This window comes from Dyella amyloliquefaciens (assembly GCF_004296575.1).
In the GTDB taxonomy this organism is placed as follows: domain Bacteria; phylum Pseudomonadota; class Gammaproteobacteria; order Xanthomonadales; family Rhodanobacteraceae; genus Dyella; species Dyella amyloliquefaciens.
Genome location: NZ_SAYT01000001.1, coordinates 619720 through 636328 on the forward strand (window position 1 = coordinate 619720; position 16609 = coordinate 636328).

13 protein-coding genes are annotated in these 16609 nt (G+C 65.7%); 11 read left to right on the forward strand and 2 right to left on the reverse strand.

The window, feature by feature from the left end:
- Positions 1-132: 132 nt before the first annotated feature.
- Complete coding sequence (trxA, locus tag EPB08_RS02505; protein ID WP_038621456.1) at positions 133-459, reverse strand: thioredoxin TrxA; 327 nt, start codon at positions 457-459, stop codon at positions 133-135.
- 454 nt (positions 460-913) lie between these two features.
- On the opposite strand from trxA, the gene EPB08_RS02510 reads away from it, so the two are divergent.
- The 11 genes from EPB08_RS02510 to EPB08_RS02560 all read left to right on the forward strand — a co-directional run bounded on the left by EPB08_RS02510 (position 914) and on the right by EPB08_RS02560 (position 15442).
- Positions 914-2635 (forward strand): DEAD/DEAH box helicase, encoded by a 1722-nt coding sequence (locus tag EPB08_RS02510; RefSeq protein ID WP_130617474.1) that lies wholly within the window; start codon positions 914-916, stop codon positions 2633-2635.
- Positions 2636-2856: 221 nt separating this feature from the next.
- A complete protein-coding gene (gene ftsE, locus EPB08_RS02515; protein ID WP_130617475.1) occupies positions 2857-3534 on the forward strand; it encodes a cell division ATP-binding protein FtsE in 678 nt (225 codons plus the stop codon).
- Positions 3531-4517 (forward strand): permease-like cell division protein FtsX, encoded by a 987-nt coding sequence (ftsX, locus tag EPB08_RS02520; protein ID WP_130617476.1) that lies wholly within the window; start codon positions 3531-3533, stop codon positions 4515-4517. The genes ftsE and ftsX overlap by 4 nt, the downstream gene beginning before the upstream one ends.
- Positions 4518-4663: 146 nt before the next feature.
- Positions 4664-5506, forward strand: coding sequence for a response regulator (locus tag EPB08_RS02525; RefSeq protein WP_130617477.1), 843 nt, complete (start codon positions 4664-4666; stop codon positions 5504-5506).
- Entirely contained in the window at positions 5503-6204 is a 702-nt protein-coding gene (ung, locus tag EPB08_RS02530) for a uracil-DNA glycosylase (protein WP_130617478.1), read from the forward strand. Before EPB08_RS02525 ends, ung begins: the two co-directional genes overlap by 4 nt.
- A gap of 186 nt (positions 6205-6390) precedes the next feature.
- Positions 6391-7248, forward strand: a complete 858-nt coding sequence (gene rpoH / locus EPB08_RS02535; protein ID WP_130617479.1) for an RNA polymerase sigma factor RpoH — start codon at positions 6391-6393, stop codon at positions 7246-7248.
- 109 nt (positions 7249-7357) lie between these two features.
- Complete coding sequence (locus EPB08_RS02540) at positions 7358-8059, forward strand: response regulator transcription factor (protein WP_130617878.1); 702 nt, start codon at positions 7358-7360, stop codon at positions 8057-8059.
- Positions 8056-9486, forward strand: a complete 1431-nt coding sequence (locus EPB08_RS02545; protein WP_130617480.1) for a sensor histidine kinase — start codon at positions 8056-8058, stop codon at positions 9484-9486. Before EPB08_RS02540 ends, EPB08_RS02545 begins: the two co-directional genes overlap by 4 nt.
- Before the next feature lie 113 nt (positions 9487-9599).
- On the forward strand, positions 9600-12803 hold the full coding sequence (locus EPB08_RS02550; RefSeq protein ID WP_130617481.1) for an efflux RND transporter permease subunit: 3204 nt from the start codon (positions 9600-9602) through the stop codon (positions 12801-12803).
- Entirely contained in the window at positions 12796-13992 is a 1197-nt protein-coding gene (locus tag EPB08_RS02555; RefSeq protein WP_130617482.1) for an efflux RND transporter periplasmic adaptor subunit, read from the forward strand. Before EPB08_RS02550 ends, EPB08_RS02555 begins: the two co-directional genes overlap by 8 nt.
- A complete protein-coding gene (locus EPB08_RS02560; protein WP_130617483.1) occupies positions 13979-15442 on the forward strand; it encodes an efflux transporter outer membrane subunit in 1464 nt (487 codons plus the stop codon). Before EPB08_RS02555 ends, EPB08_RS02560 begins: the two co-directional genes overlap by 14 nt.
- A 175-nt stretch (positions 15443-15617) precedes the next feature.
- Here EPB08_RS02560 and tal read toward each other — a convergent pair whose 3' ends face one another.
- Complete coding sequence (tal, locus tag EPB08_RS02565; RefSeq protein WP_425598236.1) at positions 15618-16607, reverse strand: transaldolase; 990 nt, start codon at positions 16605-16607, stop codon at positions 15618-15620.
- Positions 16608-16609 lie beyond the last annotated feature (2 nt).

Here is a 16609-nt window from a genome sequence, read left to right on the forward strand (position 1 = left end):
CGTTGATGAACAGGAGGGAAGGGTTGCGTTGCGCGGACGGCGCGGGGGACAGGACAGTCCCGACGGACGCTTGAAATCTAGCACTGGGATCGCGGCGGCGTAAAGCGCCGCGATCCAGGAAATTCAGAAAACTTAGATGGCCTTGTCGATCAGCTGGGTGAGCTGACCCTTGCTGACAGCGCCGATCTGGGTGGCTTCGACCTTGCCGTTCTTGAACACCATCAGGGTCGGGATGCCACGGACGCCGTAGTTGCGGGGCGTCTTCTGGTTGTGGTCGATATTGATCTTGGCGATGCGCAGCTTGCCCTCGTACTGCTGGGCCAGCTCGTCCAGGATCGGCGCGATGGCCTTGCACGGGCCGCACCATTCGGCCCAGAAGTCGAGCAGCACGGGCGTATCGGAATTGAGCACTTCCTGTTCGAAGGCGTCATCGCTTACATGGGTAATCAGATCGCTCACCGGGGTCTCCGAAGGTAGGCGGGTAAGGGCTTTCACGACCGCGCGCCCAGCATCGGCTACACTGGGCCGCCCATGAAGCGCGGGGTCGTACCGGATAGGAAGGCTGGTGCCGTTGCGGCAAGCCTCCATTCCAACGTAACTCGGGGCACGATTCAAGCGATTCAAGGGCGGCCACGGACGGCTCCGTTGACATAGGTGAAAGGGTTTTCCTTGCAGGACAAGCCCTTACGTGGGTGCAGTCCTTTGACCTATGCCAGCGGAGCTGTCGGATGACCACCGCTCCCTCCGGCGCCCACCAAGGCAAGTGTCGCCGGCACGCGCAATCTCACGATTCCGCCTGCCGCCGTGCCCTCTGGCTGCGCCGATCATCCACCTGTTCCTTGTAGCGTCTCACCGGCAAGGAGCCGGGCGGCCGCCGCTGATGGCGCTGCCCGTACCAGAGTCTCCAAAAGCAATGTCTCAAACCGTACTCACTGATACTTTTTTCACCAACTTCGATCTCCATCCGCTGCTCCAGCAAGGTCTCGACGAGGCCGGCTTCACCCGCTGCACGCCGATCCAGGCGCTGACCCTCCCGGTCGCCCTTACCGGTCGTGACGTGGCTGGCCAGGCCCAGACCGGCACAGGCAAGACCTGCGCGTTCCTGGTCGCGATGATGAATCGCCTGCTCACCACGCCGGCCGTGGCCGAGCGCAAGGACAGCGACCCGCGCGCCCTGGTGATCGCGCCGACCCGCGAGCTGGCCATCCAGATCGAGAAGGACGCCAAGGCCATCGGCCGTCACACCGGCCTGCGCACCGCGCTGATCTACGGCGGCGTCGACTACGACAAGCAGCGCCAGCAGCTCAAGGACGGTTGCGACATCATCATCGCCACCCCGGGCCGCCTGCTGGATTACTTCAAGCAGCACGTGTTCAGCCTGGACGCCGTCGAAGTGATGGTGATCGACGAGGCGGACCGCATGTTCGACCTCGGCTTCATCAAGGACGTGCGCTTCATCTTCCGCCGCCTGCCGGCGCGCGAGCAGCGCCAGGTGCTGCTGTTCTCCGCCACGCTGAGCCATCGCGTGCTGGAGCTGGCGTATGAGCACATGCACAACGCCGAGAAGCTCGAGGTGGAGACGGAGAACGTCACCGCCGACCGCGTGCGCCAGGTCGTCTACTTCCCCGCCAAGGAAGAGAAGATGCCGCTGCTGCTCAACCTGCTTGAGCGCACCACGCCCACGCGCAGCATCATCTTCGTCAACACCAAGGCTGCGGCCGAGAAGATCACTGACCGTCTCAAGCGCCAGGGCTACCGCGTTGGCGCGCTCTCCGGCGACGTGCCGCAGCTGAAGCGCCAGAAGCTGCTGCAGCGCTTCCAGGAAAGCCAGCTCGACATCCTGGTGTGCACCGATGTCGCTGCGCGCGGCCTGCACATCCCGGCGGTCAGCCACGTGTTCAACTACGACCTGCCGCAGGACGCCGAAGACTACGTGCACCGCATCGGCCGTACCGCGCGCCTGGGCGCCGAGGGCGACGCGATCAGCTTCGCCTGCGACCTGTACGCGATGAGCCTGCCGGACATCGAGACCTACATCGGTCAGCGCATCCCGGTGGCAAACATCGAAGCCGACATGCTGGTGATGCCGAAGCCGCGCGAGCAGGACGCCCAGTTCGTGGCCGATTCGGCCGAGGACAGCGCCGCGTTTGGCGACAAGGTCGAGTCGCGCGAGAAGGAAGGCGGGTCGCGCAAGCCGCGTGAGCGCAGCCGTGGTGGCCGCGATGGCGATCGCCCGCGCAGCGACAAACCGCGCGAGCCGCGCAAGCCGCGTGCGGAGCACGGCGAGGCAGCTGCCGCGCCGGTCGAGGCAGCTGCTGCACCGGCTTCCGCGCCGGCGGGTGAGTCTGCCGATGGCGTGGAGCGCAAGCGGCGCCGTCGTCGCGGCGGTCGCAACCGCCGTCGCGATGGCGAGGCTCCGGTGACGGAGGCCGCTGGCGCCGGCACGGGCGAGGCCAGCCGCGCCCCGCGCGGCGAGCGTCGTCCGCCGCGTGAGCGTGGAGGCGCCGAGGGTGGCAATGGCCACACGCGCCCGTCGCGCCAGGTGGCGATCACTTCAGGCAAGGCGGCCGAGCAGAGCGCGCCGCAGAAGGTCGGTTTCTTCCGCCGGCTGAGCAAGTTCTTCACCGGTCGCTGAGCGTTCCTTCCTTGCTCGTCATCCCGGCGAAAGCCGGGATCCAGCGCCTTTGCTGTGCGCCCTGAAGACACTGGATTCCGGCCTACGCCGGAATGACGAACAAGCGGTGGCGGGATCCACTCCCGCCGCGTCCTGAACCCGCGACAGGCGAACCGCACAAAGCGCCTGACCTTCGGGCGAGCATCCCTTATCCTTGCGACATCCAGGATCGGGGACACGCGGTGATCCGCTTCGACCAAGTCAGCAAGCGCTATGAAGGCGGCCACGAGGCCCTGTCGCAGCTTTCCTTTGAAGTGGCGGCGGGCGAGATGGCTTTCGTCACCGGCCACTCGGGCGCGGGCAAGAGCACGTTGCTCAAGTTGCTCGGCCTGATCGAGCGCCAGTCGCACGGCGTCATCACGCTGGACGGACAGAATCTTGCCAAGGTGGGGCGCGCGGGTATCCCCAAGCTGCGCCGCCGCCTCGGCATGGTGTTCCAGGACCATCGCCTGCTGATGGACCGCACGGTGGCTGCCAACGTCGAACTGCCGCTGATGATCGGCGGCATGGCACCCGGCGAACGCAACAAGCGCGTGCGCGCCGCCCTGGAAAAGGTCGGTCTGCTTGCCTATGAGCGCCAGCTGCCTGCCACTTTGTCTGCCGGCGAGCAGCAGCGCGTGGGCATTGCGCGCGCCATCGTGGCCAAGCCGATGCTGCTGATCGCCGACGAGCCCACCGGCAACCTCGATCCGGCGCTGGCCGTCGAGATCATGGATCTGTTCGCAGAGTTCCAGCAGGTGGGCACCACGGTGCTGATCGCCAGCCACGACCTGCCACTGATCAAGAAGATGAAGAAGCGTGTGATCGTGCTGGATCACGGTCGCCTCGTCGCCGACGTGGCTGCCCAGGAGGTGCTATGAGCACGCAGCCGGAATTCCCGATGGAGAGCCCGCTGCTCTCCGACCAGACGCGCGGCGTCCGCTCGAAGCCACGCCCGGTCGCTAGCTGGCGCGAACATCACGGCTGGAGCGCGGCGGCGAGCCTGCGCCGGCTGATGTCACGCCCGGTCGGAACGCTGCTCACGGTTGCCGTGATGGCGATCGCGCTGGCCTTGCCGCTCACTTTCTATCTTCTGCTCGGCAACGTGCAGAAGATGGGTGAGGCGCTGGGCCAGAACCAGACCATCAACGTGTTCCTGCAGCCCGGCCAGAGCGCCGCCTCAGCCGACATGGCCGCCAAGAAGCTGCGCGACCACGCCAGCGTCGCCGCGGTGACGGTCAAGACGCCTCAGCAGGGCATGGACGAGCTGGCCAAGATGCAGGGCTTCTCCGGCGCGCTGCACACGCTGGATGCGAACCCGCTGCCCTTCGTGCTGGAAGTGCTGCCCAAGCCGGATGTCACCGCCGACAACGTCGACCGTCTGGTGGCTGACATGCGTGGCATGCAGGGCGTGGACCAGGTGCAGGATGGCGGTACCTGGCGGCAGCGTCTGGAAGCCCTGCTTGGCGTAGGCGAGCGCGCGGTGCTGATCCTTGCGGTGCTGCTCGCCGTGGCGGTGCTGCTGGTGGTGGGCAACACGGTGCGCGTGGATATCGCCAGCCGCAGTGAGGAAATCGGCGTGCTGATGCTGGTGGGCGCGAGCCGCGCCTTCGTGCGTCGCCCTTATCTGTATGCCGGCATCTGGTATGGCCTGTTCGGTGGCCTGCTGGCGGCGGGTTTCGCCGTGCTGGTGGAGTGGGCGCTGGCCGAGCCGGTCGCCCGCCTGGGCCAGGTCTACGCCGGCAAGCTGCAGATCAATGTCCTGCCGGTATGGTTGCTGGCCGCCGTGCCGGTGGCCGCCGCTGTACTGGGCTGGCTCGGTGCCCGCCTGGTAAGCGCCTGGCAGCTGCGCAAAGCGGCCTGAATCGTGCGCGGGCTCACGTCCGCGCCGGGTTCGTAATGCGCACGATGGGTTACCGGTGCAAGATACTGGTTAGGGGGCGCGGTGCCGGAGGGATGCACCCATAGTTCGCTGGTAGGGAATCCCAGCCAATACGTGGATGACAGGGGATGAGCACGAGTTTCAGCAGTCGAGTGGTGGGAACGGCGCCAAGGGTGCTGGTAGTGGACGGCTCCAAGGTGGTGCGCCAGCTCATTGCCCGCGTGCTGAAGGCCGAACTGCCGGAATCCGAGGTCGTCGGCGCAGGCACGGGTGCGGAAGCGAAGGAGCTGCTCGAAGGCGGCGCGTTCGACTTCATCACCGTGGCATTGCGCCTGCCCGACGTGGATGGACTCGAGCTGGCTCGCCATGTGCGCGAGTCGGCCGCGCAGGCGTATGTCCCCATCGTGGCGGTGTCCGGCGACGTCGATGACCGCCTGCACAACCGCACGCTGGGCGAACACGTCACCGACTATTTCGACAAATCGCTGGGTTTCCAGGCCCTGGCGGAATTCATCCGTGGCTACGTACGCCCGGCCGAATCGGCCGAGGGCGAAGTGCTGTACGTGGAAGACAGCCGCGTGGTGGCGCTGGCCACCCGCCGCATCCTGGAAAAGCATGGTTTGACCGTGCGCCACGTCATCAGCGCCGAAGATGCACTCGCGCTGCTGGAGACCGCGCGCGAGCAGGGCAAGGTGGGCGCCGACATCGTGCTTACCGACGTCAGCCTCAAGGGCGAACTCACCGGCGGCGACCTGCTCGAGCGCATCCGTCGCGAATACGGCTATGGCAAGGGACGCCTGCCCGTGCTGGTGATGACCGGCGACGAGAACCCGGTGAATCAGGCGGCCTTGCTGCGCACCGGCGCCAACGACCTGGTCGAGAAGCCCATCGAGGAAAAGCTGCTGATCACCAAGCTGCTGTTCCAGTTGCGCGTTTCGCAGCACATGCGCGAACACGACGAGGCGGCATGACCGAGGACCGCGTGAAGCTGGAGCCGTCCTGGAAGGAAAGGATCGGCGACTACCTCGGCCGGCCGGACATGCAGGCGCTGGCGACCTTCATCCGTTCGGAGAAGCAGGCGGGCAAGGTGGTTTACCCGCCCGGCCCGGAAATCTTCGCGGCCTTCGACCACACCCCGTTCGATGCCGTGCGGGTGGTGATCCTGGGCCAGGATCCGTACCACGGCCCGGACCAGGCCCATGGCCTGTGCTTCTCGGTGCGCCCCGGCGTGCCGCCGCCGCCCTCGCTGCAGAACATCTTCAAGGAAATCCAGCGCGACCTGGGCATCGCGCGGCCGGATCACGGCTGCCTCACGCCCTGGGCCGACCGTGGCGTGCTGCTGCTCAACGCGGTACTGACCGTGCAGCAAGGGCTGGCCGCCTCCCACCAGGGCAAGGGCTGGGAAGGCTTCACCGATGCCGCCATCGACGCCCTCAACCGGGAGCGGGAAGGGCTGGTCTTCATGCTCTGGGGTTCCTACGCGCAGCGGAAGGGCCAGCTGATCGACTCCCGCCGCCATTGCATTCTGAAGTCGGTGCACCCATCTCCTTTGTCAGCGCACCGGGGCTTCCTGGGGTGTGGGCACTTCTCGGCGGCCAACCATTATCTGGAAAGCCGGGGCGTGGCCCCCATCGACTGGTCGTTGCCGCCCCGCGCCGCACTTGGCTGAACGGGCCTTTCACCCCTCCTGAACCGTTCGGTCGGCATAGTGGCACCTCCCCTGGGATGCCCCACTGGACGAGCGTCCCAAATTCCTGTACTATTCAGTTCATCAAAGGTCCCGGAACCTTTCGGGGCCTTTAGCACTCTCCCTATCCGAGTGCTAAGCTGATCCCCTATTCAGGAGGTTCCACCCATGTCTCAAGCTTTGGTGACCGCCAACCTTCCGGTGCCGAGTGTCGTCGGCAGTCTGGATGCCTATATCTCGGCGGTCCATCGGATTCCGGTGCTCAGCCAGGATGAAGAGCAGGCGCTGTCGCGCCATTACAACGAAGAAGCCGACCTGGAGTCGGCTCGCAAGCTGGTGATGTCCCACCTTCGTTTCGTGGTGCACGTCGCCCGCGGCTATAGCGGCTACGGCCTGCAGCTGTCCGACCTTATTCAGGAAGGCAACATCGGCCTGATGAAGGCCGTGAAGCGCTTCGACCCGGATCAGGGCGTGCGCCTCGTCAGCTTCGCGGTGCACTGGATCCGCGCCGAGATGCACGAGTTCATCCTGCGCAACTGGCGCATCGTGAAGGTCGCCACCACCAAGGCGCAGCGCAAGCTGTTCTTCAACCTGCGCAAGAGCAAGAAGCGCCTGGGTTGGATGAATGCCGAGGAAGTGCGCACCGTGGCCAAGGATCTGGGCGTGCCCGAAGCGACCGTGCGCGAGATGGAATCGCGCCTGTCGGGCCGTGACATCGGTTTCGAAGCCCCGGCGGATGCCGAGGAAGATGCCAAGCCGGCACCGGAAGCGTTCCTGATCGACGAGGGCGCGGACCCGTACGAGAACGTGGCCGACGCCGACCAGGTGGACAACCAGCTCAACACGTTGTCGGCCGCGCTGCAGAATCTGGACGAGCGTTCGCGCGACATCATCCAGCGCCGCTGGTTGAACGAAGAGAAGGCCACGCTGCAGGATCTGGCCGATGAGTACGGCGTTTCCGCCGAACGCATCCGTCAGGTCGAGGCCAACGCCATGAAGAAGATGCGCGGGCTCTTTGCCGCGTAATTCCATCGAACGGCGTAACATGCCAACGGCCCCGCTCGGGGCCGTTGGCTTTTGCGGAGACAGGGAACGCTCCGTATCCCCTGGATTGGAATTGCCCGACCTTCCCGCCATGCCCCGAGTGCTGGTCATCGAAGACGACGAAACCACGGCGCGAGAAATCGTCGCCGAGCTCAGCGTGCACGGCATGGCCACCGAGTGGGTGGCCAACGGGCGCGAAGGGCTGGAGCGGGCGCGCCTGGGCGACTACGACCTCATTACCCTCGATCGCATGCTGCCCGGCATGGACGGCATCGACGTAGTGGCCGAATTGCGCCGTGCGCAGGTCGATACCCCGGTGCTGATGATCAGCGCGCTGAGCGACGTCGACGAACGCGTGCGCGGCCTGCGCGCCGGCGGCGACGACTACCTCACCAAACCGTTCGCCCCCGACGAGATGGCCGCGCGCGCCGAGGTACTGCTGCGCCGGCGCCAGCCGCAGACTGCCGTGCAGCGCCTGCGCGTGGCAAACCTCGAGCTGGACCTGGTGAGTCATGTCGCCTACCGCGACGGCCAGCCGCTCACGCTGCTGCCCACCGAATACCGTCTGCTGGAGTTCCTGATGCGCAACTCCGGCCAGGTGGTTACGCGCACGATGATCTTCGAAACGGTGTGGGGCTTTCACTTCGACCCCGGCACCAACGTGATCGACGTGCACATCGGGCGCTTGCGCCGCAAGATCGACTCGGCGGCACAACCGCCGCTCATCCACACCGTGCGCGGCACCGGCTACATGCTGGCGACCGCGCAGGAAACCGCAGCGGTGACGCCATGAACGCGCGGCCCAACGCCTGGCATTCGGCCACTTCGCGCCTGATCCTGATCTATGGCGCGCTGTTCGCGCTATGGGGCTTCGTACTGGTCGGCGTGATCCAGTGGGAAACCACGCGCTATCTCAACAACGTGATCGACCAGATGCTGCTGCAGCGCATGCACTACATCGGGTCGACCGAATCCGACCGCCTGCCGGCCACGGTGGATGCGGCAAGCAAGATCGACCCGCACGGCATCATGTCGGTGGGCCTCTTCGACCACGAGCATCGCCCGCTGGCCGGCAACATCGACAACCTGCCACGCGCGTTGCCGCGCGATGGGCAGGTGCATCAGCTGGCGCACGGACTGCCGCGACCCGATCGCGATGCCGAGCGCGTGCGTGCCCGTGGCCTGGCGTCGGAGCTGCCCAATGGCGACATCCTGGTGATCGCGAAAGACACCAGCACCATCGACGGCATCGGCGCGATCATCCGCCGTGCGCTGCTGTGGGGCGTATCGCTGACCATCATTCCTGGCCTGCTGGGCGGTTTCCTGCTGCGGCGTGGACCGGAGAAGCGCATCCGTGCCCTGCAGGAGGCCACCGATCCGATTCGCCAGGGCGATCTGTCCAAGCGCCTGCCGGTGAGCCGGCGTGGCGATGAAGTGGATCAGCTCGCCGGCATCGTGAACACGATGCTGAGCGAGATCGAGCGCCTGATGAACGAGGTGAAGGGCGTGTGCGACAACATCGCGCATGACCTGCGCACGCCGCTCACGCGCCTGCGCGCTCGGCTGTATCGCACCCAGCAGCAACTGGAAGGCCAGCCCGAAGCGCCGCTGGTCGAGGCGTGCATGGTCGATATCGATGCGGTGCTGACGCGGTTCCGCGCGTTGTTGCGCGTGTCCGAGCTGGAGGATCGCAATCGCGCCGCCTGTTTCGACGAAGTGGATGTCGGGCAGGTCCTGCGGCAGGTGCATGAGTTCTACGCGCCGGTAGCCGAGGATCGCGGGCAGCCGTTCGAGCTGGAGATCCAGGCGCTGACGCCGATTCGTGCGGATGCGCATCTGCTGTTCGAAGCGCTGGCCAATCTGGTCGGCAACGCCATCAAGTTCACGCCGGCGGGCGGCCGGGTAAGTCTGCGGGCAAGCATGGACAAGCGCGGCCCGCGCGTGGACATCATCGACAGCGGCCCGGGCATTCCCGCCGACGAGCGCGACGCGGTGACCCGCCGCTTCTATCGCGGCGACAACAGCCGCACCACGGCCGGCTCCGGGCTGGGCCTGAGCATCGTGAGCGCGATCGTGCGCCTGCACGGTTATGCGTTGGATATCGGCGACGCCAGCAGCGGCGCGCGTCTCACGCTGTACTGCTATCCACTGGCACCCGGCGAAATGCCTGGTACGTGCCTGTCGCGATCCGTGCCGGAAGTCACGCCAGCGGTCGTGTGACCGAGCCGTTGCAGGCAACATGAAATTATCTTCATGCGCCCGGATGATCCGGGCGCATGACGTGCGTGCGAAAATTTGCCGCGACGCATCATTCGCGCACGGAAGTCCCCCGCATGCTTGGCATCGTCCGGATCGCGCTCACGCGGCCCTACACCTTTGTTGTTCTCGCGCTGACCATTTTCATCTTCGGCGCCATGGCGGCGATACGCACGCCGACCGATATCTTCCCGGACATCGACATTCCGGTGATCGCGGTGTCGTGGACGTTTACCGGCATGACGCCCGACCAGATGGCGGGCCGCATGAATACGCCGTTCGAGCGCGTGCTTACCACCACGGTGAACGACATCGAGCACATCGAGTCGGAATCGCTCAACGGCATGGGCATCACCAAGATCTACTTCCAGCCCGGTGTGAACATCGCAACGGCGAACGCGCAGGTGACCGCCGTCGCGCAGACGCTGCTCAAGCAGATGCCGCCCGGTGCCACGCCACCGCTGATCGTCAACTACAACGCCTCCACCGTGCCGATCCTGCAGCTCGCGTTGTCGGGCAAGGGCCTGAGCGAGCAGCAGCTCGGTGATCTTGGTCTCAACCTGTTGCGTCCGCAGCTGGTGACGGTGCCCGGCGCGGCGATTCCCTATCCGTTCGGCGGCAAGACTCGCCAGATCCAGCTCGACGTCGATCCCGCTGCGCTGCAGGCGCGCGGACTCTCGACGCAGGACGTGGCCAACGCCCTGGCCGCGCAGCAGCAGATCAGTCCGATTGGCACGCAGAAGATCGGTCGCTACGAATATGTGATGCTGTTGAACAATGCAGCCGAGCGCGTGGCGGAGCTGGAAAACCTGCCGATCAAGAACGTCAACGGCGCGACCATCTACATCCGCGACGTGGCCCATGTTCGCGACGGCGCACCTCCGCAGACCAACATCGTCCACGTCGACGGCGTGCGCTCCACGCTGCTGTCGGTTCTGAAGAACGGCTCGACTTCCACGCTCGCCATCGTGGCCGGTGTGCGCGATCGCGTGGCCAACATGAAGGACGCGCTGCCTGACAACCTCACCATCACGCCGATCGGCGACCAGTCGATATTCGTGCGCGCCTCGATCAATGGCGTGATCCGCGAAGGCGTGATCGCCGCGGCGCTGACCAGCCTGATGATCCTGCTGTTCCTGGGCAGCTGGCGCTCGACGCTGATCATCGCGACCTCGATCCCGCTCGCCGTGCTCGGCTCGGTGTTCACCCTGTCGGCCATCGGCCAGACGCTCAACATCATGACGCTGGGTGGCCTGGCGCTGGCGGTGGGCATCCTCGTGGACGAAGCCACGGTGACCATCGAAAACATCAACTGGCATCTGGAGCAAGGCAAGGACGTGATCACGGCGATCGTCGACGGTTCGTCGCAGATCATCGTGCCGGCCTTCGTCTCCCTGCTGTGCATCTGCATCGTATTCGTGCCGATGTTCTTCCTGCCGGGTGTTGCGCGTTACCTGTTCGTGCCGATGGCCGAGGCGGTGATCTTCGCGATGATCTTTTCGTTCATCCTGTCGCGCACACTGGTGCTGACGATGGCGAAGTACCTGCTGCACGAGCACCCGCCGACGGTGGACGAGCACGGTCAGCACCTGCCGTTGCCGCCGCCGAAGTCGGCCCTGGGTCGCTTCCAGCGTGGTTTCGTGGATCGCTTCGAGGTCTTCCGCGCAGGCTACAGCGGCATGCTCAACCTAGCGCTGCAGCACCGCAAGGTGTTTGTGACGGGCTTCCTCGGCTTCGTGCTGCTGTCATTCCTGCTGTTGCCGGGGCTGGGCAGCAACTTCTTCCCGGACGTGGATGGCGGCCAGATCCTGGTGCACGCTCGCGTGCCGGTGGGGTCGCGTGTGGAAGTGACGGCGGCCGAGTTCGCTGACATCCAGAAAGCCATTCGCCAGGTGATCCCGCCGAACGAACTGGAAGCGATGGTCGACAACATCGGCCAGTACGCCAGTTCGATCAATACCATCTACAACAACACCGGCCAGATCGGCGAACAGGATGGAGACATCCAGATCTCGCTGAAGGAAGGCCATCGCCCGAGCGCCGAGTACGTGAAGGTTCTGCGCGAGAAGCTGCCGCGCCTGTTTCCGGGTACGACGTTCTCGTTCCCGCCGGCGGACATCGTGAGCCAGATTCTCAACTTCGGCTCGCCGGCGCCGATCGATCTGCAGATCCGTGGATTCCACCTCGACCAGAACTTCGAGTACGCCAACCTGCTGCTCAACCGCATCCGCAAGATTCCCGGCGTGGTGGATGCGCGCATCCAGCAGTCGCAGGCGACGCCCGCGTTCCGCGTCGACGTGGATCGCACGCGAGCCGGGCTGTTGGGCCTGACCGAGCAGGACGTCACCAGCAGCCTTTTGGCCGATCTTTCGGGTACCTCGCAGGTATCGCCGACGTTCTGGCTCAACCCCGATAACAACGTCACTTATCCGATCTCGGCGCAGGTGCCGCAGTACCGGCTGGACTCGCTGGCATCGCTGGCGAACCTGCCGATCACGGCCAAGAGCGGCGGCAATCCGCAGGTGCTCGGCGCGCTGGCCGACGTGTCGCGTACGCACAGCAACATGGTCGTGAGCCAGTACAACATCCAGTCGCTGGTGGAGATCTTTGCCACCACGCAGGGACGGGACCTCGGCGCCGTTGCGGGCGATATCCAGCAGATCCTGAAAGACACGGCGAAGTCCAAGCCCAAGGGCGCCAACATCGCGCTGCTCGGCCAGGTGCAGACCATGAACGACTCGTACTCGGGCCTGCTGCTCGGCCTGCTGGGCTCGGGTGTGCTGGTCTACCTGCTGATCGTTGTGAACTTCCAGTCGTGGACCGATCCGTTCGTGATCATCACCGCGCTGCCTGCCGCACTGGCCGGTATCGTGTGGATGCTATTCGTCACGCGGACCACGTTGTCGGTGCCCGCTTTGACCGGCGCGATCATGTGCATGGGCGTGGCGACTGCCAACTCGGTGCTGGTGGTGAGCTTCTGCCGCGAGCGCCTGGCCTTCCATGGCGACGCCACCCTGGCGGCGCGCGAGGCTGGCTTCGTGCGCTTCCGCCCCGTGCTGATGACCGCGCTGGCCATGATCATCGGCATGGTGCCGATGGCGCTTGGCCTGGGCGATGGCGGCGAGCAGAACGCGCCGCTCGGCCGCGCCGTGATCGGTGGCCTGCTGTTCGCCACCACCGCCACCCTGATCTTCGTCCCCGTCGTCTTTTCCATCGTGCATGCGCGACGCGGTCGCGCCTCCGATTCGGCCCCTGTTGCCGGAGAACCTGTCCATGTCTGAGCACCTCACTTCGCTTCCCGAGTCGACGCCCTCGCCGCGTCGCCTGCGCCTGGCTGCACTGATCGGAGCGGTCATCTTCGGCTCGATCGTCGTGGTCGGCGTGGCGGTGCGCATCTCCGATGCGCGCAGCCTGCACCAGTGGACCGACGAGCAGGCCATTCCTACCGTCGTCGTCACCACGCCCGAGGCGGGCAACGGCAAGTCGCCGCTGGAGTTGCCTGCGCAGATGGACGCCTTTACGAACGCGCCCATCTATGCGCGCACCAGTGGTTATCTGAAGTCCTGGAACAAGGACATCGGCGCGACGGTGAAGGCGGGCGACGTCCTTGGCGAGATCGACACACCCGATCTCGACCAGCAGTTGCTGCAGGCACAGGCCGACCTCGCCAGCGCCAAGGCGAACGCCGCGCTGGCGGCGACCACCGCCAAGCGTTGGCAGGTGCTGCACCAGACCGATCCCGATTCCGTGTCGCAGCAGTCGGTGGACCAGTACAACGGCGACTATGCCGCCAAGCAGGCGCAGGCCAATGCAGCGCAGGCCAACCTCGACCGGTTGAAGGCGCTGAAATCGTACGCGCGCATCGTCGCGCCGTTCGACGGCCGCGTGACGGCGCGCAATACCGACGTGGGTGCGCTGGTCACTGCCGACAGCGCGGGTGGTACGCCGCTGTTCCAGGTGTCTGACACCAGCAAGTTGCGCGTGTATGTGCGCGTGCCCCAGGTGTATGCACCCAGCATCCATCGCGGTGATGAGGCGACGCTCACCGTACCGGAATATCCGGGCAAGACCTTCACCGCGAAGGTCGAGGCTGACGCGCGCGCGATCTCGCCCACCTCGGGCACCACGCTGGTGCAGCTGCAGGTGGACAACCCCGATGGCAAGCTGCTGCCCAGCAGCTACGCAAGCATCAGCTTCAATCTCGCCTCTGCCGCGCTCGGTGTGCGCGTCCCCGCCGAAGCGCTGATCTTCGACGACAAGGGCCTGCGTGTGGCGACGCTGGATGCGAACGACCAGGTGAAGTTCAAGACCGTGACCATCCGTCGCGACTACGGCAAGTCGGTGGAGCTGGGCTCGGGCCTGGAGCCGGGCGACCGCGTCATCAGCAATCCGCCGGATGGCCTCGTCGATGGTGACCCGGTGCGCATCGCCAAGAACCCGCAGGCGGCGAAGCCTCATGAAAAAGCCTAAATCCCTAGCGCTGACGGTCGCTGCCACGCTCGCGCTCGGCGCGTGCTCGATGGCGCCCACCTACAAGGCGCCGGAAGCGCCGGTGGCCGATCACTACCAACCGGCCGGTCCATGGACCGCTGCCGCGCCCGCCGACCAGCTGCCTCGCGAAGGCTGGTGGAAGTTGTATGGCGATGCGCGCCTCGACGATCTGGAAGGCCAGCTGCTGGCGCACAACGCGGACCTTTCCGCGGCGCTGGCGAGCTACCAACAGTCGCGCGACTTCCTGCAGCAGGTGCGCGCCGACCTGTTCCCGCAGGTGTCTGCAGGGGCAGGGGCGATCCGTACGCGCCAGTCCGACAATGCCGCGTTGCGCGGGCCGACATCGCCGACCTGGTACGACACTTACTCGCTGACCGGACAGGCGACCTACGAGGTCGACCTGTGGGGACGTGTACACGACAACGTCGCCGCCGGTCGCGCCTCGATGCAGGCATCGGCTGCCGATCTCGCTTCGGTGCGCCTGAGCCTGGAAGCGCAGCTCGCCGACAGCTATCTCGTACTGGTCGGCCTGGATCGCCAGATCGATCTGCTGCAGAAGAGTGTGGATGCGTATCAGCGTGCGTTGCAGCTCACCCGTACGCTGCAGGCTGGCGGCGCGGTGTCCGGACTGGATGTGAATCGCGCGCAGACGCAGTTGTCGTCCACGCGCTCGCAGCTGTCGCAGACCAAGGCGCAACGCGACCTGTTGCTGCATGCCATTGCCGTACTGGTAGGCCAGCCGGCCTCGAGCTTCACGCTCGAGGCGAAGACGGATTTGCCGGCCTTGCCCGTGATCCCGGTGGGCCTGCCATCCACGCTTCTGCAACGTCGTCCGGACATTGCTGCCGCCGAGCGACGGACGGCCGAGGCGAATGCGCAGATCGGCGTCGCCCGTTCCGCCTTCTTCCCGTCGCTGACACTCAACGCCGCAGGTGGGTTCAGCAGCGGTGCCTGGGGCAACCTGCTGACCGCGCCGAGCCAGGTGTGGGCCCTGGGTCCGACCCTGCTGATGGACATCTTCGACGGCGGTCGCCGCCGCGCGCAGGTGGATGCCGCGCACGCAGCCTTTGATGAAGCCAGTGCGCACTACCGCAGCACGGTGCTCACGGCATTCCAGCAGGTGGAAGACAACCAGTCGTTGCTCAACAACTACGGCAATGCGCTGGTGGACCAGGATGACGCCACCAAGGCAGCGGATCACACACTCAACCTGTCGATGGCCTTGTACAAGCAGGGCGCCAACAGCTATCTCGACGTGGTGACGGCGCAGGTCGCGTCGCTCGACGCGCATCTCGCATTGCTGGGATTGCAGACGAACCAGCTGCGCGCGAGCGTGGGGCTGGTGCGGGCGCTGGGGGGTGGATGGGATAGCGGGGAGATTTCGCCGGAGGTGTTGGCGAAGGATGCGAAGGCGCAGGCGAAGAAGTAGTTCCTTCTGCGTCTTGTTGTAGGAGCGCACCCAGTGCGCGACCGCAACGTCCCGGCATCACCGCCCCGTAGGCTTTTCGCGCACTGGGTGCGCTCCTACATGGGAAGCAACGCCCGACTCGCCAAGAAAAACGCCCCGATCATCGGGGCGTTTTTCATTGCGCCTGGCGAAACCCTTACAGCTTCTTCGCCAGCAGCACTTCCAGTTTGCGCTGATCGACGGCGAACTTGCGGATGCCGTCGGCGAGCTTGTCGGTGGCCATGGCGTCTTCGTTGTGGCCCCAGCGGAAGGCGGCTTCGGTCATCGGGGCGACCTTCGCCTCGCGCGTGCCGTCGTCGTTCAGTGCGCGCGGCAGCGGCGACTGGTCCTGCTGCAGCTTGTCGAGCAGGTCGGGGCTGATGGTGAGGCGGTCGCAGCCGGCGAGGGCCTGGATCTGGCCGATGTTGCGGAAGCTCGCGCCCATCACCACGGTGTCGAAGCCGTGCTTCTTGTACCAGGCGTAGATGCGGCGCACCGACTTCACGCCCGGGTCTTCTTCCGGCGCGTAGGTCTTGGTGTCGGTGTTGGCGACGTACCAGTCCATGATGCGGCCGACGAACGGCGAGATCAGGAATACGCCGGCTTCGGCGCAGGCCACCGCCTGCTCGAACGAGAACAGCAGGGTGAGGTTGCAGTTGATGCCGCGCTTCTCGAGCTTCTCGGCGGCGCGGATGCCTTCCCAGGTGGAGGCCATCTTGATGAGGATGCGGTCGCGCTTCACGCCCGCTTCTTCATACAGCCCGATGAGGCGCTCGGCCTTGGCGATGGTGGCGTCGGTGTCGAAGGACAGGCGAGCATCGACTTCGGTGGACACGCGGCCCGGCACCAGTTCGACGATCTTGCGGCCCACGGCGACGGCGAGGTGGTCGCCGGCGTCGATCAGCTGCTGTTCGCGCGAATTGCTTTCGGACTTCGCACGCTGCACCGATTCGTCGATCAACGGCGCGTACGCCGCCGATTCCGTCGCCTTCAGCAGCAGCGAGGGATTGGTGGTGGCGTCTACCGGCTGGTAGCGGGCGATGGCTTCGATGTCACCGGTATCGGCGACGACGGTGGTGTACTGGCGCAGCTGTTCGAGTTGGGAAGACACGGCGTGGTCCGGCAGGAGAAGGCCGTCATTGTCCATGG